Source organism: Streptomyces sp. NPDC057271, from assembly GCF_042668715.1.
Lineage (GTDB): Bacteria > Actinomycetota > Actinomycetes > Streptomycetales > Streptomycetaceae > Streptomyces.
On record NZ_JBHUYJ010000051.1, the window covers coordinates 15,808 to 35,248 of the forward strand.

15 protein-coding genes and 2 pseudogenes are annotated in these 19,441 nt (G+C 72.6%); 10 read left to right on the forward strand and 7 right to left on the reverse strand.

Annotated features, from left to right (window positions below):
• Position 1 precedes the first annotated feature (1 nt).
• Positions 2-147, forward strand: a pseudogene (locus ACFUJR_RS22935) (cysteine dioxygenase); the annotation flags it as partial.
• Positions 138-512 (forward strand): annotated as a pseudogene (locus tag ACFUJR_RS22940) (rhodanese-like domain-containing protein); the annotation flags it as partial. The pseudogenes ACFUJR_RS22935 and ACFUJR_RS22940, both read left to right, overlap by 10 nt.
• Positions 513-572: 60 nt before the next feature.
• Here the strand turns inward: ACFUJR_RS22940 and recX are convergent.
• Both recX and recA read right to left on the reverse strand, forming a co-directional pair.
• A complete protein-coding gene (gene recX, locus ACFUJR_RS22945) occupies positions 573-1,139 on the reverse strand; it encodes a recombination regulator RecX (RefSeq protein ID WP_383167243.1) in 567 nt (188 codons plus the stop codon).
• Positions 1,140-1,143: 4 nt separating this feature from the next.
• On the reverse strand, positions 1,144-2,283 hold the full coding sequence (gene recA, locus ACFUJR_RS22950) for a recombinase RecA (protein WP_383167314.1): 1,140 nt from the start codon (positions 2,281-2,283) through the stop codon (positions 1,144-1,146).
• Positions 2,284-2,511: 228 nt separating this feature from the next.
• On the opposite strand from recA, the gene ACFUJR_RS22955 reads away from it, so the two are divergent.
• From ACFUJR_RS22955 to ACFUJR_RS22975, 5 genes are all read left to right on the forward strand, one after another.
• Complete coding sequence (locus tag ACFUJR_RS22955; protein WP_383167246.1) at positions 2,512-3,738, forward strand: sensor histidine kinase; 1,227 nt, start codon at positions 2,512-2,514, stop codon at positions 3,736-3,738.
• Positions 3,735-4,400: a response regulator gene (locus ACFUJR_RS22960; RefSeq protein WP_383167249.1), complete on the forward strand. Its 666-nt coding sequence runs from the start codon at positions 3,735-3,737 to the stop codon at positions 4,398-4,400. Before ACFUJR_RS22955 ends, ACFUJR_RS22960 begins: the two co-directional genes overlap by 4 nt.
• Before the next feature lie 169 nt (positions 4,401-4,569).
• Complete coding sequence (locus ACFUJR_RS22965; RefSeq protein WP_383167252.1) at positions 4,570-5,853, forward strand: cytochrome ubiquinol oxidase subunit I; 1,284 nt, start codon at positions 4,570-4,572, stop codon at positions 5,851-5,853.
• Between the two features lie 11 nt (positions 5,854-5,864).
• The gene (locus tag ACFUJR_RS22970) at positions 5,865-6,641 is read left to right on the forward strand and encodes a cytochrome d ubiquinol oxidase subunit II (RefSeq protein WP_383167255.1); all 777 of its coding nucleotides are present in this window, start codon (positions 5,865-5,867) and stop codon (positions 6,639-6,641) included.
• A 21-nt stretch (positions 6,642-6,662) separates the two neighbouring features.
• Positions 6,663-8,840 carry an MMPL family transporter gene (locus ACFUJR_RS22975; protein WP_383167258.1) on the forward strand — a complete coding sequence of 726 codons (2,178 nt, stop codon included), beginning with the start codon at positions 6,663-6,665 and terminating at the stop codon, positions 8,838-8,840.
• A gap of 130 nt (positions 8,841-8,970) precedes the next feature.
• On the opposite strand, the gene ACFUJR_RS22980 is transcribed toward ACFUJR_RS22975, so the two are convergent.
• Together ACFUJR_RS22980 and ACFUJR_RS22985 are read right to left on the reverse strand one after the other, a co-directional pair.
• On the reverse strand, positions 8,971-10,116 hold the full coding sequence (locus tag ACFUJR_RS22980) for an AI-2E family transporter (protein ID WP_383167316.1): 1,146 nt from the start codon (positions 10,114-10,116) through the stop codon (positions 8,971-8,973).
• 406 nt (positions 10,117-10,522) lie between these two features.
• On the reverse strand, positions 10,523-10,717 hold the full coding sequence (locus tag ACFUJR_RS22985) for a DUF3046 domain-containing protein (RefSeq protein WP_352192006.1): 195 nt from the start codon (positions 10,715-10,717) through the stop codon (positions 10,523-10,525).
• Between the two features lie 79 nt (positions 10,718-10,796).
• On the opposite strand from ACFUJR_RS22985, the gene ACFUJR_RS22990 reads away from it, so the two are divergent.
• Positions 10,797-11,726 carry a hypothetical protein gene (locus ACFUJR_RS22990; protein ID WP_383167262.1) on the forward strand — a complete coding sequence of 310 codons (930 nt, stop codon included), beginning with the start codon at positions 10,797-10,799 and terminating at the stop codon, positions 11,724-11,726.
• A gap of 123 nt (positions 11,727-11,849) precedes the next feature.
• On the opposite strand, the gene ACFUJR_RS22995 is transcribed toward ACFUJR_RS22990, so the two are convergent.
• From ACFUJR_RS22995 to ACFUJR_RS23005, 3 genes are read right to left on the reverse strand one after another with little or no spacing between them, the layout of a single operon-like run.
• Positions 11,850-12,158, reverse strand: coding sequence for an AzlD domain-containing protein (locus ACFUJR_RS22995; protein WP_383167265.1), 309 nt, complete (start codon positions 12,156-12,158; stop codon positions 11,850-11,852).
• Complete coding sequence (locus tag ACFUJR_RS23000; protein ID WP_383167268.1) at positions 12,155-12,946, reverse strand: AzlC family ABC transporter permease; 792 nt, start codon at positions 12,944-12,946, stop codon at positions 12,155-12,157. The genes ACFUJR_RS22995 and ACFUJR_RS23000 overlap by 4 nt, the downstream gene beginning before the upstream one ends.
• Positions 12,947-12,956: 10 nt before the next feature.
• Entirely contained in the window at positions 12,957-13,850 is an 894-nt protein-coding gene (locus ACFUJR_RS23005; RefSeq protein ID WP_383167270.1) for an AraC family transcriptional regulator, read from the reverse strand.
• A gap of 91 nt (positions 13,851-13,941) precedes the next feature.
• Between ACFUJR_RS23005 and ACFUJR_RS23010 the strand changes: the two genes are divergently transcribed.
• Positions 13,942-18,579 (forward strand): DEAD/DEAH box helicase, encoded by a 4,638-nt coding sequence (locus ACFUJR_RS23010; protein WP_383167273.1) that lies wholly within the window; start codon positions 13,942-13,944, stop codon positions 18,577-18,579.
• Positions 18,580-18,597: 18 nt separating this feature from the next.
• On the forward strand, positions 18,598-19,416 hold the full coding sequence (locus ACFUJR_RS23015) for an Fpg/Nei family DNA glycosylase (protein ID WP_383167276.1): 819 nt from the start codon (positions 18,598-18,600) through the stop codon (positions 19,414-19,416).
• Positions 19,417-19,441 lie beyond the last annotated feature (25 nt).

Consider the following 19,441-nt stretch of genomic DNA (forward strand, 5'->3'; position numbering starts at 1 on the left):
TGTGCACGAGGTACTCAACGAGTCCTGCGCACGCACGCGGTGTCGGTCCACGCGTACTATCCGCCGCTCCTGCTGGTCCGCCGCTTCAGCCGGTCGGGCGCGGTGCTCCGTCCTGAGCGGGTCGAGCGCTCGGAGGGCTGGCAGTGAGCGAGCACGAGACGGCCGAACGGGTGGGAATCGACGAGCTTCTCGACCGGATCGAGCCGGGCGCGGCCGAGGCGTACGCGGCGGGTGACGCGCTTCTGGTCGACACCCGGTACGGGGCGCTGCGTGAGCGGGACGGGGTGATCCCGGGCGTGCTGATCGTGGAGCGCAACGAACTGGGGTGGCGGCTCGACCCGCTGGGCAGCCACCGCGCGCCGGAGGCGGGCAGCCACGACCTGCGGGTGGTCGTGTTCTGCGACGAGGGGTACGCCTCCTCGCTCGCGGCTGCCTCTCTGAGCCGGCTGGGGCTGCACCGGGCGACAGGCGTGATCGGCGGCTTCCAGGCGTGGAAGGCGGCGGGGCTTCCCGGTCGTACGGCCGGACAGCACGGTGTGGTCGGTACGAGAGTACTCCGGGCGCCGCTCCGGCTAGAAGGGTTCGTCCAGGCCCTCGGTGTCCTCTCCCTCGGCCTCCAGGGCTTGGCGGACGACCCGTAGAGCCATGCCCTCCGGGTAGCCCTTGCGGGCGAGCATGCCCGCGAGCCGTCTCAGCCGGCGGTCCCGGTCGAGGCCGCGGGTGGCGCGCAGCTTCCGGTCGACGAGCTCGCGCGCGGTGATCTCCTCCTGCTCGGAGTCCAGTTGTCCCACCGCCTCCTGGATGAGCGAGGCGTCGACGCCCTTCGTGCGCAGCTCGCGGGCGAGGGCGCGGCGGGCGAGTCCGCGCCCGTGGTGCCGGGACTCGACCCAGGCATCGGCGAACGCGGCGTCGTCGATCAGCCCGACGTCCTCGAATCGCGAGAGGACCTCTTCCGCGACGTCGTCGGGGATCTCGCGCTTGTGCAGGGCGTCGGCGAGCTGCTTGCGGGTACGAGGGGTCCCGGTGAGCAGGCGCAGGCAGATCGCCCGCGCCCGCTCAGCCGGATCCTGGGGCGACAGCTCCTTCTCGGCCCTCGACGAGTCGGCGCTGTCGCCCGGCCATTCGGTGCGACCGGTCACTGGCTCAGCTCTTGGCCGCCGGGGCCTTGGTCGCCCTGGTCGCCTTCACCGCCGGGGCCGACTTGGCCGTGTCGTCCGCGGCGGCCGGCTCCGTGGCGCCCGCGGCGTCCGCGCCCGCCTCGGCCGTCTCCTCACCCGGCCGGACGCCGACGCCCAGCTTCTCCTTGATCTTCCTCTCGATCTCGTTGGCGAGATCGGGGTTGTCCTTCAGGAAGTTGCGGGCGTTCTCCTTGCCCTGGCCGAGCTGGTCGCCCTCGTACGTGTACCAGGCACCGGCCTTTCGGACGAAGCCGTGCTCCACACCCATGTCGATCAGGCCGCCCTCGCGGCTGATGCCCTGGCCGTAGAGGATGTCGAACTCAGCCTGCTTGAAGGGCGGCGCGACCTTGTTCTTGACGACCTTGACGCGGGTGCGGTTGCCGACCGCGTCCGTGCCGTCCTTGAGGGTCTCGATGCGGCGGATGTCGAGGCGCACCGAGGCGTAGAACTTCAGGGCGCGGCCACCGGTCGTGGTCTCCGGCGAGCCGAACATCACGCCGATCTTCTCGCGGAGCTGGTTGATGAAGATCGCGGTGGTCTTGGACTGGTTGAGCGCGCTGGTGATCTTCCGGAGCGCCTGGCTCATCAGACGGGCCTGGAGACCCACGTGCGAGTCGCCCATCTCGCCCTCGATCTCCGCGCGCGGGACGAGCGCGGCGACGGAGTCGATGACGATGAGGTCGAGGGCGCCGGAGCGGACCAGCATGTCGACGATCTCGAGGGCCTGCTCACCGTTGTCAGGCTGGGACAGGATGAGGTTGTCGATGTCGACACCGAGCTTCTTCGCGTACTCGGGGTCGAGGGCGTGCTCGGCGTCGACGAAGGCGACCTGGCCGCCGGCCTTCTGGGCGTTCGCCACGGCGTGCAGGGTCAGGGTCGTCTTACCGGAGGACTCCGGTCCGTAGATCTCCACGACACGGCCGCGGGGCAGTCCGCCGACGCCGAGCGCGACGTCGAGGGCGGTCGAGCCGGTGGAGATCACCTCGATCGGCTCCTGGGTGCGGTCGCCCATGCGCATCACGGCACCCTTGCCGAATTGCCGTTCAATCTGCGCGAGTGCGGCTTCGAGTGCCTTCTCGCGGTCGGTACCTGCCATGGGTTCCACCCGGTTTGCTTGAGTCGATCGCTTCATGTGAAAGACGCTAACCCCTGCCACTGACAATGGGCCCCGACGTCCCTCCGACCTGTGGATAACTCGCCCACAACCCCGCGATTCCAAGGGCCGGAACCCCATAAGAATGGATGTTCGATTTTGGTGTCAAGCGCACCACGCGGGCCCGCGGCCACCGTTCGGCGCGGCCCCGCCGCCCCGCGCCCGCCTATCCTTCCTGGCATGGCCCTCCCCTCCCACGACCGTGGCGGCCGCATGTCCCCGCGGGTCGCCGATGCCGCCGTGGCGCTCGTCGTGACCCTCGTCGTGGTCGTCTGGACGCTGGTGTCCGCGCGGTACTCGAGCGAGCCCGTGAGCCGTACGGTCATCGGCTGGACGCTGATCGCGGTCGGCTGCGGAGCCCTCGCCTTCCGGCGGCGGGCCCCGGTCACCGTCGCCGTCGTCACCCTGCTCGCCTGCGCGGTCTACTACCCGGCGTCCGCGCAGGACGGTCCGCTGATGATCGCCTTCGCCCTCGCGCTGTACACCACGGCGGCGGAGGGCCGGTTCGTCGCGGCCGTCGCGCTCGCCTCGGTCACGCTGCTAGCCGTCGGGCTCGGCGAGATCAGGCAGGAGGACGGCCACCGCCAGATCGACGACACCTCGCTTGCGATGCTGGCCGGCTGGCTGATCAGCCTGGTCGCCGTGGGCCGCGCCCAGCGGACCCGGCTCGCCTATCTCCACGAAGTGGAGCAGCGGGCGCTCGCCGCCGAGCGGGAGCAGGAGGCGCGGGCTCTGCAGAGCGCCACGGAGGAACGGCTGCGGATCGCCAGGGAGCTGCACGACGTGCTGGGCCACAGCATCTCGCTGATCAACGTGCAGTCGGGCGCCGTGCTGCACCGGCTGAGCAAGAAGCCCGAGCCGGAGGTCGCGCTGGCCGCGGCCGAGGAGGCTCTCGAAGCGGTGAAGGCCACCAGCAAGGACGCGCTGCGCGAGCTCCGCGCCACGCTCGGGGTGCTGCGCCAGGCGGACGAGGCCGCGCCGACCGGACCGACCTCCGGCCTCGCCCTGCTCGGGGAGCTGGTGGAGCGGGCCAGGAGCACGGGGCTCGACGTCCGCACCGCGCTGACGGGCGACCCCGTACCGCTGGCTCCGCCGGTCGATCTCGCCGCGTACCGGATCGTGCAGGAGTCCCTGACCAACGTGACCCGGCACTCCGGTGCCCGTACGGTCACGCTCGCGCTCGACTGGCGTGCGGACGAGCTGCGCCTGCGGATCGAGGACGACGGGGAGGGGGCTCCGGAGGAGCGGCCGCTGGGCAGCGGCATCCGGGGCATGGCCGAGCGCGCCCGGGCGTTCGGCGGCGAACTGACCGCCCGCAGCACCACCGAGGGTTTCCGGGTCGACGCCCGGCTGCCGATCGACGCATCCGCGTCGACGACCACCACGTCCGAGGGGGACTCCCGATGATCCGCGTCGTACTCGCCGACGACCAGACACTGGTCAGGGCCGGGTTCCGCTCGATCCTGACCGACGAGGACGACATCGAGGTGGTCGGGGAGGCCGCGGACGGCGAGCAGGCGATCGCCCTCGCCCGCGAACTGCGCCCGGACGTGGTCCTGATGGACATCAGAATGCCGGAACTCGACGGTCTCGAAGCCACCCGCCGGATCACCGCCGACGCCCGGCTCGAAGGCGTCCGGGTGGTCATCCTGACCACCTTCGACGTCGACGACCACGTCTACGGCGCGCTGCGCGCCGGGGCGAGCGGTTTCCTCGTGAAGGACACCGAGCCGATGGAACTGCTTCACGGCGTACGGGTGGTGGCGCGCGGCGACGCGCTGATCGCCCCGGCGGTCACCCGTAGGCTCATCGCGGAGTTCGCCGGCCGCTCGAAGCAGCCGGATCCCAGCCCGCGCCTGAACGCCCTCACGGAGCGGGAGCGCGAGGTGATGGGTCTGGTCGGGGCGGGCCTCTCCAACGACGAGATCGCCCGGCGCCTCGTACTCTCCCCGGCCACGGCCAAGACGCATGTCAGCCGGATCATGACCAAGCTGGACGTGCGCGACCGGGCGCAGCTGGTGATCCTGGCGTACGAGTCGGGGATGATCACGCCCGGCTGGCTGGGGTGACCACGGCGGCGTCCCCTGAGAGACACGCGCGCGCGGTCCCCTAAGGGTCACGCGCGCGTGGGCGCAACTCCTGGGGTACGCACGCGTGGGGCGGCGCAACCGCGGAGGTACGCGCACTGACCACCACCGGGCGACGCGGACCCCGGAGCCGTACGCCGACGCTGGCGGCGTGAATCCAGACGTCCTCGATCTCGCCCGGCTGCAGTTCGCCCTCACGGCGGGCGGCCACTTCCTCTTCGTCGCGCTGACGCTGGGGCTCGCGACCGTGGTAGCCGTCCTCCAGACGCTGGCGACGGTCGGACGGAAGCCGCTGCACGCGCGGATGGTCCGCTACTGGGGCCAGCTGTACGTGATCAACTACGCGGTCGGGATCGTCACGGGCATCGTGATGGAGTTCCAGTTCGGGCTGAGCTGGAACGGCCTGACGCACTACGCGGGCAACGTCTTCGGCGCCTCGCTCGCGGTCGAGACGATCGTGGCGTTCTTCGTCGAGTCGACCTTCCTCGGCCTGTGGATCTTCGGCTGGCATCGCTTCAACCGCTGGGCCCATCTGGCGACGATCTGGATCGTCACGCTGACCGCGTACCTCTCGGCGTACTGGATCCTCGTCTCCAACGGCTTCCTCAACAACCCGGTCGGGTACCGGACCGAGGGCGGCAAGCTCGTCCTGGACGATCCGGTCGCCGTGCTGACCAACCCGTCGGCGCTCCTCGCCTTCGGCCACATCGTCGCCGGGGCGCTGCTCACGGCGGGCTTCTTCGTGGCCGGTGTCAGCGCGTACCACCTGTTCCGGCGGTCGCCCGAGTGGGAGTTCTTCGGCCGGAGCCTGCGGACCGGGGTCTTCCTCTCCTTTCCCGCGCTGATGGTCACGGCCGCGTTCGGCGGCGTCCAACTCGCGGCGCTCCGCACCCTCCAGCCCATGAAGTCGGCGGTGTTCAGCCAGAAGACGAACGAAATCGCTCAGATACAGGCGGACATGGTCGCCCGCTTCGGTCCCGGCGACTACGTCCCCTCCGAGGCGTGGACCCGCGGCAGCGGCCTGGTCATGCTTCTCGGCTTCGCCCTGATGATGTACCTCACCTTCGCCGGCGTGATCCTCGCCTGCTTCAAGAAGGTCGTGTTCCGCTTCCGGCTCTGGCACCTGGTCCTCATGGCCGCCGTCCCGCTGCCCCATCTCGCGATGATCAGCGGCTGGGTCTTCCGCGAGGCGGGCCGCCAGCCCTGGGTCGTGTACGGGCTGCTGAAGACCGAGGACGCGGTCTCCGACCTCTCCCCCGGCGCCATGCGCGCCTCCCTGATCGTCTTCACCGCCCTCTTCGGCCTGCTCGTCGTCCTCAACACCTGGCTGCTCGTCAGGCACGCCCGCCGGGGCCCGGTCGACTCCGGGCTCGGGCACGACGACCGGTACGGCCCCGAGGATCCCGCCGATCCCCTGCCCGTCGCCCGTTACTGAGGAGCCCGGCCGTGGAAACCCTCGCCGTCGCCCTGCTCGCCCTCTTCGCCGCCGGTTACTTCGTACTCGCGGGCGCGGACATCGGAACCGGGATGCTCACCCCGTACCTCGGCCGCACCGATCACGAGCGGCGCCTGGTCATCACCTCCTTCACGCCCTTCTTCCTGGGCAACGAGGTGTGGCTGATCGCCACCGCGGGCGTCCTCGTCGGCTGCTTCCCCGACCTCGAAGGGGAGCTGCTGTCCACCCAGTTCGCGGTGGTCGTGCCCCTCCTGACCGGCTGGATCGTCCGTGACGTCGGGCTGTGGTCGCGCGGACGCGGGCCGGGACCGCGCTGGCGGGCGGTCTGCGACGGGGCGGTGGTCTGCGGCAGCTGGACGGTCGCGCCGGCCTGGGGGTGGCTGCTGGCCGCACCGCTGACCGGCGTGCCCTACGAGCGGGCCGCCGGGCCCACCGCGGTCCTCATCGCCCTCACCGTGGTCGCGCTGTTCGCCGCGCACGGGCTCGGCTTCGCCACCCTCCGGCTCACCGGGGAGCCGTACGAACGCGCCCGGCTGCTGGTGGGGCGGGCCGGGCCCTGGCAGTCGTTCGCCCTCACCGCGGTCCTCCTCGGGGTCCTGCCGCTCCTCGCCGGTACGGCCCTCCCGCTGACCGAGCGGGCCGCCGACGGCGCCACGCTCACGCTGCTCGTCCCCGCGCTGCTCGTCGTCACCCCGCTCGTCGTCGCCGCCCAGGTGTGGACCTGGCGCACCTTCCGGCACCGGGTGACCCGTCCCTCGTACCTGTGACTCCCAGAAGGAGAGACCATCATGACCACCACGCGGGACACCGGTCCCACGACGAACCCGGCGAGTCCGCCGAAGCCGCCGGCCCGGCGGGGAAGCGTCTTCGAGCGCCTGGCCACCCTCTCGTACCGCCACCGCTGGTCCGCCGTACTGCTGTGGATCGTGGTCGTGGTCGCGGCGACCGGTGCCTCGACGGCCGTCGGCAGCGCGTACCACAACGACTTCTCGCTGCCCGGCACCGATTCCCAGGCCGCACGGACCGTCCTGGAACACCACGGCTCCGCCCAGGCCACGGACGCCACCCTGCAGATCGTCGTCAAGGACGAGCGAGGCGTCCGCGAGCGGACGGTCCACGCGCGCGTGGAGGGTCTGCTCGACAGGGTCGAGGGTCTCCCGGGCGTGACGGACGTGCGCGGTCCCTACGAGGAGAGGGCGACGGTCTCCGAGGACGGAACCGTCGGCTACGCGACCGTCATCCTGGACGGAGCGGCGGAGAACACCGACCGCACCGAGGTCCTGAAGATCATCGACACCGTGCGGGCGGCACAGGGCGACGGGCTGACCGCCGCCGTCGGCGGGGACGCGGCGCGCGGCGCCGAGGAGGGCGGGGGCGGAGCGGCCGAGGGCGCGGGCATGCTGGGAGCGCTGGTGATCCTGGTCTTCCTGTTCGGCTCCCTGGTCGCGGCGACCCTGCCCGTGGTCACAGCGATCTTCGCGGTCGGCAGCTCCATCGGGCTGATCGCCCTCGCCTCGCATCTCGCGGACGTCGCCGACTTCACCCCGCCGATCATGATGCTGGTCGGCCTCGGCGTCGGCATCGACTACGCACTGCTGATCTTCTCCCGCTACCGCGGCGAGCTGCTGCACGGCGCGGAGCCCGAGCGGGCGGCCCGTACCGCGCTGGACGCGGCGGGGCGCACGGTCTTCTTCGCGGGCTGCACGGTGATCATCGCGCTGACGGGTCTGGTCGCGCTCGGACTCGGCTCGCTGCAGGGCGTGGCACTCGCCGTCGCCCTGACCGTCCTCGTCACGATGGCCGCCTCGCTCACCCTGCTCCCGGCTCTGCTCGGGATCTTCGGCCGACGCATAAAGCGACAGGTCGCCGGGCGCGCCGCGAAGGCGGCCCGCGAGGAGGGCGCTCGCTGGCGCGGCTGGGCGACGGCGGTGCAGAAGCGGCCCTGGGCGGCGCTGCTGGTCTCGGTGGCAGCCCTCGGCGCGCTCGCCGCGCCCGCGCTCGGCATGCGGCTCGGCTTCGCCGACGCGGGCAACGACGCCCCGGCGAAGTCCAGCAGGCAGGCGTACGACCTGCTGGCCGAGGGCTTCGGTCCGGGCTTCAACGGACCGCTGATCGTGGTCGCGGACGGCGGAGGCGAGCGGGCCGCGGGCGCCCTGCGGCAGGCCCTGGAGAACACGGAGGGCATCGCGGCGGCGACCGTGCCCATCCCGACGGAGGACGCCGCGGTCTCCACCGTCATCGCCTTCCCCGAGTCGGCTCCCCAGGCCGAGGCGACCTCGGAGCTCGTCGACCGGCTGCGGTCCGACGTCCTGCCGCCGGTGGAGCGGGCGACGGGCGCCGATCTGCTGGTCGGTGGGCCGACGGCGGCGACCGAGGACTTCGCCGCCACCGTCGCGGACCGGATGCCGCTCTTCGTCGCGATCGTCGTCGGCCTCTCCGCGCTCCTGCTGCTCCTCGTCTTCCGGTCCGTCCTCATCCCGGTCAAGGCGGCGCTGCTCAACCTGGTGAGCATCGGAGCGGCTCTCGGGGTGATCACCCTGGTCTTCCAGCACGGCTGGTTCGGCGTGCAGCCCGGGCCGATCGAGGCGTTCATCCCCGTGATGATCTTCGCGATCGTCTTCGGACTCTCGATGGACTACGAGGTCTTCCTGCTCTCCCGGATCCATGAGGAGTGGGAGCGCACCAAGGACCCCCAGGGCGCGGTACGGGAGGGCCTCGCGGCGACGGGGAAGGTCATCACGGCCGCCGCGGCGATCATGATCGTGGTGTTCTCGGCCTTCGTCCTCAGCCCCGACCGGATGCTGCAGCAGTTCGGCCTCGGCCTCGCGGTGGCGATCCTGCTGGACGCGGTGGTCATCCGCTGTCTGATCGTGCCGGCGGTCATGCAACTGCTCGGGCGGCGAGCGTGGTGGCTCCCGGCCCGGCTGGCGCGGATCCTGCCGAAGGTGCGGCTGGAGCGCCCCTGACGGGCGGACCGGAAGGGTCGGGTGCCGTCCTCACGGACGCCGCCTGGCCGGCAGGGTCGGGTGCCGCACCCGGACGCCGCCCGACCGGAAGGGGCAGGTGCGGCCCCCGGACGCCGCCCGACCTGGAGGGTCAGGTGCCGTCCTCCCCGGACGCCGCCTGGCCCTGCTTCTTCTTGTGGTGCAGCGCCTTCTGCAACCGGGCCACGACAGCCTCGCCGTAGCGTCGGTGGCCGTGGACGCGCGGATCGTCGGTCACGTCGTAGCGCTTCACATAGGCGCCGAGGAAGGCCTGCAGCGTGGCGACGGCCGGGATCGCGATCAGCGCGCCGACCGCGCCGAGCAACGCCGTACCGGCGATCACCGAGCCGAACGCGACCGCCGGGTGGATGTCGACGGTCTTGGACGTCAGCTTGGGCTGGAGGACGTAGTTCTCGAACTGCTGGTAGATCACGACGAAGCCCAGCACCCACAGCGCGTACCAGGGGTCGACGGTGAAGGCGATCAGCATCGGCAACGCGCCCGCGAGGTAGGTGCCGATGGTCGGGATGAACTGCGACACAAGGCCGACCCACACGGCGAGTGCGGGCGCGTACGGCACGTCGAGGATCTCGAAGAGCACGAAGTGCGCCACGCCGGAGATCAATGCCATCAGGCCGCGCGAGTACAGGTAGCCACCGGTCTTGTCGACCGCGATCTCCCAGGCTCGCAGCACCTCGGTCTGCTTGGCCGGCGGCAGGACCGAGCACAGTGCCCGGCGGAGCCGGGGCCCGTCGGCCGCGAAGTAGAACGCGAAGAGGAAGATCGTCAGGAGCTTGAACAGACCCCCGAGGAGGGTGGCGGAGACGTCCAGGACACCGGCGGCGCTGTTCTGGACGTACTTCTGCAGCCAGTCGGAGCGCAGCAGGCTGTCCTGCACCTCGACCCGGGACAGCTCGGTGTGGAAGTGCTGATTCGCCCAGTTGATCAGCGAGTCGAGGTACTTCGGGAAGTTCTCGACCATGTCGACGATCTGGCCCGCGAGCATGGAGCCCAGCAGGACGACGAAACCGACACCGAAGACCAGGACGGCGAGGAACACCAGGAACGTGGCGAGTCCTCGCCGCATGCCCCGGGCGGCCATCCGCCCGACGGCGGGTTCGATGGCGAGGGCCAGGAAGAAGGCGACCAGGACGTTGATGAGGAGCCCGACGAGCTGGTAGAAGGCCCAGCTGCCGAGCTGGAAGCAGGCGTAGAGCGCGAGGGCGAGCACCAGGGCGCGGGGCAGCCAGCGGGGCATCCGGGCGGAGGGCGCGGGCCTGGCGGAGCCCTCCTGACCGGAGCCGGACCCGCCACCGGCCGTGGTCGCGGGCACGGGGGCTGGCACGGGCTCGTGCGTCTCGGGTACGGGGGCGGCCACGGGCTCGTGATTCTCAGGTACGGGCACGGACCTCGTCTCGACTCCGGCAGTCCCCGCGCCGGTCGCTCTCTCCGCCGCGGGCGTCGGCTCGGTGTCCGGGCACGCCGCGCCGGCCGTCGCCGCAGGGTCGCTGTCCGCGGCCGACCGCGCCTTGGGGGGACGGCCGGTCACGGCCTGGCCGAGGGTCCCGTGGGCGGTCGTCTTGCCGGTCTCGTCGGTTTCGTCAGTCGGAGCCACCCGGCCAGTCTCGCGCACCGCGCGGACATTCCCCCCCGCCCGGGCGGGTTCAGCGCTTCTCCGCCGGCACGTCCATGGCCGCGCAGACCGCCCGCCACACGTCCTTCGCCTCCCAGCCGGCGTCCAGTGCCTCGTGCACCGTACGTCCGCCGAGTTCGGACATCACATGGTCTCGTGCGAAGGATTCGGCGTAGGACCCACCGAAGTGGTCCGCCATCCGCTCCCAGAAAATCGTCAACCGCATGACCCCAGTATCCCGCCCCCAAGAGTGCAGCCCGGCCGGTATGCCTTGTCACACGTCCTCGGCGGCCTACGGTCGGACCATGGCTGGAACTCCTCTCGCGGCTCCGCACCCCATGCCGCTCGCGCGCGCAGAACAGTTCGTCTGGCTGACGGCCCGAGTGCTCGAACAGCGCCGGTTCGCCTACCACTTCCTCCGCGGCGGGGCGGAGCCCGTCGAGGTCGCGCTCACGGCGTACCTCAACGAGGACGGCGGTTACGGTCACGCGCTCGAACCGGATCTGCGCGGCCCGGTCAGCCAGCCGCTGCACACCGGGCACGCCCTGCGGGTCCTGGACTCCATCGGCCGCTGCGGCGGCCTTCGGGTCGAGCGGATCTGCCGCTACCTCACCGAGGTGTCCACGCTCGACGGGGCTCTGCCCGCGGTCCATCCGTCGCAGCGCGGTTATCCGAGCGCGCCCTTCGTACCGATCGTCGACAACCCGCCGAGCGCGCTGCTGTCCACGGGCCCCGTGGTCGGGCTGCTCCACCGGAACCAGGTCTGGCACGCCTGGCTGTTCCGCGCGACCGAGTTCTGCTGGTCGGTGGTCGAGTCGCTGGAGACGTCGCATCCGTACGAGATCGAGGCCGCCGTCGCCTTCCTCGACGGAGTCCCCGACCGGTCACGGGCGCAGGCGGTGGCCGACCGGCTGGGGCGTCTGGTGCGGGATCAGGGCCTCGTGGCTCTGGATCCCGAACGGCTCGACGACCTCCCCGTCGCGCCGGGGTACGCACCGGGCGAGCACCACTTCGCGTACGACTACGCGCGCGTGCCGGACTCGCTGGCCCGCCGCTGGTTCACGCAGGAGGAGATGGCACGCTCCCTCGACCACCTGGCGGCCGGCCAGCAGGAGGACGGCGGCTGGCCCATCACCTGGCGCGAGTGGGCGCCGGGCACGGCCCTGGAGGCCCGCCCGATCGTGACGATCGAGGCCCTCCGCACCCTGCGCGCCCACGGCCGCCCGATCGCCTGAAGGCCGGTGCCGAGGCGCCGCGGGCCTGGCGCACCGTCAGGGCGAGGCGCGCCGTCGGGACGAGGCCCGCGCGTCGTCAGCCCTCCGCGGGCCTGGCGCGCCGTCGGGCCGAGGCGCGCGTCGTCAGCCGCCCAACGCCCGTACCCCCGCCGTGACGAGGACGGCCGCGGCCACGACGACCAGGAAGGGCGCCCGCAGGACCAGGGCCACGGCCGCCGCCACCACGCCCGCCGCACGGGCGTCCACGGCGAGGCCGGTTCCCGCGCCGAAGGTCTGCTGGGCGGTGAGCGCCGCGAGCAGCGCCACGGGCACCAGGGCCGCCAGACGCTGGACGAGCGGTCGTTCGAGGGTGCCCGCGGGCACCAGGAGCCCGAGCAGCTTGACCAGGTAGCAGCCGACGACCGTGAGGCCGATCGCGATCCAGACGGTCATCGCTCCTCCTCCCTCGCCGACAGACCCGACCCCCCCGACCCGCCCGACGCGCGCGACGCGCCCGCCAGACCCGACCCACCGGCCGGTCCCCGGCCCCGCAGCCACAGCACCGCGGGTGCGGCGAGCGCCGCCGCCAGGACGGGGACACCGGCCGGCAGCACGGGCAGCAGGCCGAGGCCGAGCACGACGGCGAGCCCCGCCGTGTACCGCTCCGTCGCCGTCTTCAGCATGGGCGCGAGCAGCGCGAGGAAGACCGCGGGCCCGGCCGCGTCCAGGCCCCAGGCCTCGGTGTCGCCGATGGCCTCGGCCCCGAGGGCGCCGAGGAGGGTCGTCAGGTTCCACAGCACGTAGAGCGTGAGTCCGGTGACGGTGAAGCCGATCCGCGCGGCCCGCCGCGTCGGCTGCGCGAGCGCCACGGCGGTCGTCTCGTCGATGACCCACTGCGCGGCGAACGGCCTGATCGCGCGGGGCAGGGCGAGGAGCTGGGACAGGCGCAGCCCGTAGAACGCGTTACGGGTGCCCAGGAAGAAGGCGCCCGCCGCGGCGGTGAACGGGTTCCCGCCCGCCGCGAGCGCTCCCACCAGCGCGAACTGCGAGGCGCCGGTGAAGACGAGCAGGCTGAGCGCGCAGGTCTGGAGCGCGGTGAGTCCGGATCCCGCGGCGGTCACGCCGAAGGCGAAGCCGGAGAGGCCGACGGCGATCCCGACGCCGAGCGCGTCGCGCACCACCGCCGAGTCCGCCTTGCCGGCGCTCTCCCGTATGACTGGGGTTGCTGTCTGTTCTGCCACGCCGACGACGTTACGTACCGCTGCCGCCTGCGGTCTTGTACGTTCTTGCACCCCGCGTTCCCGCCCCGCCGCCGTGCGAGCCCGCGCCACCCCGCGAGCGCTGGTACGCCCCCGGCGGCACGCCCACGCTCCGTACGAAGTGGCGGTTGAGGTGCGACTGATCGGTGAAGCCGACGGCGACGGCCGCCTCCGCCGGTGCCGTCCCGGTGTCGAGCAGGTGGCGGGCGCGCCGCACACGCGCGTCGGTGAGCCAGGTGTGGGGCGGCATCCCGTACGCGTCCCGGAAGGCCCGCAGCAGGGCGAAGGGACTGGTGCCGAGATCGGCGGCGAGCCGCTCCAGGGTCGGCGGGTCGATCATCCGCTCCTCCAGGACCGCACGCGCGCGTGCCGCGTCACGGGCGCCGGCCGAGCGGGGGGCGAGCGGTGCGATCCGGCCCCCGTGACTGCGCAGCATCCTGGCCGTGACCAGCCGCAGGAGGCTGTCGGCGGCCAGCGCGTTGCCCTCCTCGGCGGCGCGGTGGACGCCGATGACGAGCTGTGCGGCGTACGGGTCGTCCACGACGGGATCGGTGAACCCGACGTCGCCCCGCAGCGCGATGGTGTCGGCCGCGATGGAGCGGATCAGATCCGCGTCGGGGTAGATCGTCCGGTACGTCCAGCCCTCGGGCACGCCCGCGTGCCCTGTGTGCGGGGTGTCGGGGTTGACCAGGGCTATCTGGCCGGGCCCGGCGTGCACGAGGTCGTCGCGGTAGTGGAACGCCTCGACGCCGTCGGTGATGGCGGCGAAGACGAAGGACTCGTGCGTATGCCGGGCGAAGGCCTTGCGCACGTAGTGGGCGTGCAGCAGATCGACCCCCGGCAGCTCGGAGTACCGCCAGTACCGTGCCCGTTCCCCAGTCGCCATGCCTCCATTCTCCGCCACGGGCCGGCGCCGCCACCAACCGAGTTTCCCCAGGTCCGGGCGGTTGTCAGTGGCTGGGTGCACGATGGGTGGCATGGTCAGGTCCGCGCTCGAATCGTTCTCCCCCGCGACCCGTGGTTGGTTCACCGGGGCCTTCCACGCGCCCACCGCCGCGCAGGAGGGCGCCTGGCAGGCCATCGGCGCGGGCTCGGACGTGCTCGTGGTGGCTCCGACGGGGTCCGGTAAGACCCTGGCCGCCTTCCTCGCCTCCCTGGACCGGCTGGCCTCCACCCCGCCGCCGGCCGACCCCAAGAAGCGCTGCCGCGTGCTGTACGTCTCGCCGCTGAAGGCCCTGGCGGTCGACGTCGAGCGCAATCTCCGCTCCCCGCTGACCGGTATCCGTCAGGAGTCGGTCCGCCTCGGGCAGCCCGAGCCGGACGTCCGGGTCGGGATCCGCTCGGGCGACACCCCGCCCGCCGAGCGGCGCGCGCTGGCCACGAAGCCTCCGGACATCCTGATCACGACCCCCGAGTCGCTGTTCCTGATGCTGACGTCCGCAACGCGGGACGCGCTCGCCGGTATCGAGACGGTGATCCTGGACGAGGTCCACGCCGTGGCCGGGACGAAGCGCGGCGCGCATCTCGCGGTGTCCCTGGAGCGTCTCGACGAGCTGCTGCCCCGCCCCGCGCGCCGGATCGGCCTGTCGGCGACGGTCCGGCCGGTGGACGAGGTGGCCCGCTATCTCTCGCCGCAGCGCAAGGTGGAGATCGTCCAGCCGCCGTCCGGCAAGGAGTTCGACCTGTCGGTGGTCGTCCCGATCGAGGACATGGGAGAGCTGGGAGGCTCCCCCGCCTCCGAGGGCACGGACGGCGGCGACAAGCCCTCGATCTGGCCGCATGTCGAGGAGCGCATCGCCGATCTCGTCCAGGCCCACCGCTCCACGATCGTCTTCGCGAACTCGCGTCGGCTCGCCGAGCGCCTCTGCAACCGGCTCAACGAGATCGCGTACGAGAGGGCCACCGGCGAGGCCCTTCCGGACGGGCCGCCGCCGGCCGAGATCATGGCGCAGTCGGGCGCCGCCCAGGGCGCGCCCGCGCTCCTCGCCCGCGCCCACCACGGCTCGGTCTCCAAGGAGCAGCGCGCCCAGGTCGAGGAGGACCTGAAGGCGGGCCGGCTGCCCGCCGTGGTGGCCACGTCCAGCCTGGAGCTGGGTATCGACATGGGCGCGGTGGATCTGGTCGTGCAGGTCGAGTCGCCGCCGTCGGTCGCCTCGGGTCTCCAGCGCGTCGGGCGCGCCGGCCACCAGGTCGGCGCAGTCTCCACGGGCGTGGTGTTCCCGAAGTACCGCGGTGACCTGGTGCAGGCGGCCGTGGTCACCGAACGGATGCGCAGCGGCTCGATCGAGTCGATGCGTATCCCCGCCAACCCGCTGGACGTCCTCGCCCAGCAGCTCGTGGCGATGGTGGCGCTGGACTCCTGGCAGGTGGACGACCTGCTGGCGACGGTCCGCCGCGCCGCGCCCTTCGCCTCGCTGCCCGAATCCGCGTTCACGGCCGTTCTGGACATGCTGGCCGGCCGCTATCCCTCCGACGCGTTCGCCGAGCTGCGTCCCCGCGTGGTCTGGGACCGGGTGACCGGCACGGTCACGGGCCGCCCCGGAGCGCAGCGGCTCGCCGTCACCTCCGGCGGGACGATCCCCGACCGCGGCCTCTTCGGGGTCTTCCTCGCCGGTTCCGACCCCAAGAAGGGCGGCGGCCGGGTCGGGGAGCTGGACGAGGAGATGGTGTACGAGTCCCGGGTCGGCGACGTCTTCACGCTGGGCACCACGTCCTGGCGGATCGAGGACATCACCCGCGACCGGGTCCTGGTCACCCCGGCCCCGGGGGTGCCGGGCCGACTGCCGTTCTGGAAGGGCGACCAGCTCGGCCGCCCGCTGGAACTGGGGCGTGCGGTGGGCGCGTTCCTGCGCGAGGTCGGCTCGCTGGAGCCGGAGGACGCCCGGCTCCGGCTGGTCGCCGCCGGCCTCGACGCGTGGGCCGCCGACAACGTCCTCGCCTATCTGGCCGAGCAGCGCGAGGCCTGTGGGCATGTGCCGGACGACCGCACGATCCTGGTGGAGCGGTTCCGGGACGAGCTGGGCGACTGGCGGGTCGTCGTCCACTCCCCGTTCGGGGCCCAGGTGCACGCCCCGTGGGCACTGGCCCTGGGAGCCCGGCTCGCCGAGCGGTACGGCATGGACGCCCAGGTGATGCACGCCGACGACGGGATCGTGCTGCGCCTGCCGGACGCCGATCTGATGGGCCTGGACCTGCTGGATCAGGAGCCGGTGGACCCCGGGCGGCATCTGGACACGACGTTCGACTCCGACCAGGCCCCGATCGGCGCGGCGGACGCGCTCTTCGACAAGGGCGAGATCGGCCAGATCGTCACCGACCAGGTCGGCGGATCGGCCCTGTTCGCCTCCCGCTTCCGCGAGTGCGCGGCGCGTGCGCTGCTGCTGCCGAAGCGCAATCCGGGCAAGCGCACCCCGCTCTGGCAGCAGCGTCAGCGCGCGTCCCAACTGCTCCAGGTCGCGAGTGAGTTCGGCTCCTTCCCGATCGTCCTGGAAGCGGTCCGCGAATGTCTCCAGGACGTCTTCGACGTTCCCGGGCTCGAAGAGCTGATGGGCGACATCGAGTCCCGCCGCGTCCGCCTGGTCGAGGTGACCACCCCCGAGCCGTCGCCGTTCGCCCGCTCCCTGCTCTTCGGCTATGTCGCCCAGTTCCTGTACGAGGGAGACTCCCCGCTCGCCGAGCGCAGGGCGGCCGCGCTCTCCCTGGACTCGCGCCTGCTGGCCGAGCTGCTCGGTCAGGCGGAGCTGCGCGAACTGCTCGACGCGGAGGTGCTGACGGAGCTGGAGCGGGAGCTCCAGTGGCTCAGCGACGATCGCCGGATCAAGGACGGGGAGGGCGTAGCCGACGCTCTGCGGGTCCTCGGTCCGCTCACGGAGGCCGAGTTGGCCGAGCGCGGCGGAGAGCCGGCCTGGGTCCACGAGCTGGGAGCCGCCCGCCGGGCCATCCGGGTCCGGATCGCGGGCACGGAGCACTGGGCTGCCGTCGAGGATGCCGGCCGGCTGCGGGACGCCCTCGGCACAGCCCTGCCGGTGGGGGTGCCCGAGGCGTTCACGGAGCCGGTGAAGGACCCCCTGGGCGATCTCCTGGCCCGGCACGCGCGCACGCACGGCCCGTTCACCTCCTCCGCGGCCGCCGCCCGCTTCGGTCTCGGAGCCGCCGTCACCGACGGGGCCCTCCAGCGGCTGGCCGCGGCCGGCCGCGTCGTCCAGGGCGAGTTCCACCCGTCCGGGATCGGCCAGGAGTGGTGCGACGCGGCCGTGCTGCGCCGCCTGCGACGCCGCTCGCTCGCGGCGCTCCGGCACGAACTGGAGCCCGTGGCCCCGGCCGCGCTCGCCACGTTCCTCCCCCAGTGGCAGCATCTGGGGAGCAACAGCCTGCGCGGGCTCGACGGACTGGCCCGTGCCATCGAGCAGTTGCAGGGCGCGCCCGTACCGGCATCCGCCCTGGAGAAGCTCATCCTGCCGTCCCGGGTCCGGGACTACTCCCCCGCCCTTCTGGACGAGCTGACGACCACCGGCGAGGTCGTCTGGGCGGGGGCGGGAGCCCTCCCCGGCAAGGACGGCTGGATCTCGCTCTATCTGGCCGACGCGGCGCCGCTGTTGATCCCGCCGCCGCACCCGCTGGAGCTGACAGCCCTCCACGAATCGGTGCTCACCACCCTCTCCGGCGGCTACGGCCTGTTCTTCCGCCAGATCGCCGACCAGGTGCGGTCCACCACCCACCCGGACGCGACCGATCCCCAACTCGCCGACGCGGTCTGGGACCTGGCCTGGTCGGGCCGGCTCACCAACGACACCCTCGCTCCCCTGCGCTCCCTGCTGGGCTCGGGCCGTACGGCGGGATCCACCGCCCATCGCGCCAAGCGCACGATCCCACGCGGTCGGTACGGCACGCTCACCGCGGCCGCCCGGCCCGCCTCCCGCACCGGCCCGCCGACCGTCAGCGGACGCTGGTCCCTCCTTCCGCCCGTGGAGCCGGAGCCGACGCACCGCGCCCACGCGCTCGCCCGCACGCTCCTGGATCGACACGGCGTGGTCACCCGGGGCGCCGTGGCCGCCGAGGGCGTCGAGGGCGGATTCTCGGCGACGTACCGCATCCTGTCCGCCTTCGAGGACAGCGGGCAGGCGCGCCGCGGCTATGTGGTGGAGGGTCTCGGCGCGGCGCAGTTCGCGATGGACGGGGCCGTGGACCGGCTCCGCGCCGCGGCGACCGCCCGGGACAGAGGGGCCGAGGCCGGGACGGGCCCGCGCGCGGTCGTGCTGGCCGCCGCCGACCCGGCGAACGCGTACGGGGCGGCGCTGCCCTGGCCCGAGCCGCCCAGCGGAGCGGGGCACAAGCCCGGCCGCAAGGCGGGCTCGATGGTCGTGCTGGTCGACGGGGAGCTCACGCTCTACATGGAGCGCGGGGGCAAGACGCTGCTGTGCTGGCCCTCCGACCCCGAGGACCCGACGCTGAGAGCCGCGGCCGAGTCCCTGGCCACCGCAGCCCTGGCGGGGTCGCTCGGTACGGTCACGGTGGAGCGGGTCAACGGTTCCTCCGCGCTCACCTCCCCACTCGCCCGCCCGCTGGAGGCGGCCGGGTTCCATGCCACCCCGCGAGGGCTGCGCCTGCGGCCGTAGGAGATCCATCATGGAGCCATGCCCGAAGGAGACACCGTCTGGCGGACCGCCCACCGTCTGCACACCGCGCTGGCGGGCCGTGTCCTGACCCGGTGCGATCTGCGTGTGCCCCGCTTCGCCACCGCCGATCTCACCGGCCGGGCCGTCCTGGACGTGACGCCGCGCGGCAAGCACCTCCTGACGCGGTTCGAGGACGGGTTGACGCTCCACTCGCATCTGCGGATGGAAGGCTCCTGGCGAGTGTTCGCCACCGGTGAGCGCTGGAGCGGTGGCCCGGCACACCAGATCCGCGCGATCCTCGGCAACTCCGAGCACACCGCGGTCGGCTATCGCCTCCCCGTGCTTGAGCTGATCCGCACGGCCGACGAGCAGCACGTCGTCGGCCATCTGGGCCCCGACCTTCTCGGTCCGGACTGGGATCCCGCGGAGGCCGTCCGCCGGCTCACCGCCGACCCCACCCGCTCCCTCGGCGAGGCCCTGCTCGACCAGCGGAATCTCGCGGGCATCGGCAACGTCTACAAGTCGGAGCTGGCGTTCCTCGCCGCCGTCACTCCCTGGCTGCCGGTCGGCCAACTCGCTCCCGACGTCCCCGAACGGCTGGTCGCCACGGCCCACCGCCTTCTGGAGGCGAACAAGGACCGTCCGGACCGGCGCACGACCACGACCCGCCACCCCACGCACCACCTCTATGTGTACGGGCGAGAGCACCGCCCCTGCCTGCGCTGCGGCGCCCCCGTCCGCCGGGCCGAGCTCGGCGACCGCGTCACGTACTGGTGCCCCGGCTGCCAGAAGGGCCCGACCCGCAGCCCCTCCACGGAATCCCGACCCGCTGATTGACGGGTCGTCAGATTCGGTCGTACGG

What these genes read in the sequence shown, in the direction of transcription:
- ACFUJR_RS22955 (WP_383167246.1), top strand. Translation starts at nt 2,512, where the DNA reads ATGGCCCTCCCCTCCCACGACCGTGGCGGCCGCATGTCCCCGCGGGTC.
- ACFUJR_RS22960 (WP_383167249.1), top strand. Translation starts at nt 3,735, where the DNA reads ATGATCCGCGTCGTACTCGCCGACGACCAGACACTGGTCAGGGCCGGG.
- ACFUJR_RS22975 (WP_383167258.1), top strand. Translation starts at nt 6,663, where the DNA reads ATGACCACCACGCGGGACACCGGTCCCACGACGAACCCGGCGAGTCCG.
- ACFUJR_RS22980 (WP_383167316.1), bottom strand. Translation starts at nt 10,116, where the DNA reads ATGCCCCGCTGGCTGCCCCGCGCCCTGGTGCTCGCCCTCGCGCTCTAC.
- ACFUJR_RS22985 (WP_352192006.1), bottom strand. Translation starts at nt 10,717, where the DNA reads ATGCGGTTGACGATTTTCTGGGAGCGGATGGCGGACCACTTCGGTGGG.
- ACFUJR_RS22990 (WP_383167262.1), top strand. Translation starts at nt 10,797, where the DNA reads ATGGCTGGAACTCCTCTCGCGGCTCCGCACCCCATGCCGCTCGCGCGC.
- ACFUJR_RS22995 (WP_383167265.1), bottom strand. Translation starts at nt 12,158, where the DNA reads ATGACCGTCTGGATCGCGATCGGCCTCACGGTCGTCGGCTGCTACCTG.
- ACFUJR_RS23005 (WP_383167270.1), bottom strand. Translation starts at nt 13,850, where the DNA reads ATGGCGACTGGGGAACGGGCACGGTACTGGCGGTACTCCGAGCTGCCG.
- ACFUJR_RS23010 (WP_383167273.1), top strand. Translation starts at nt 13,942, where the DNA reads ATGGTCAGGTCCGCGCTCGAATCGTTCTCCCCCGCGACCCGTGGTTGG.
- ACFUJR_RS23015 (WP_383167276.1), top strand. Translation starts at nt 18,598, where the DNA reads ATGCCCGAAGGAGACACCGTCTGGCGGACCGCCCACCGTCTGCACACC.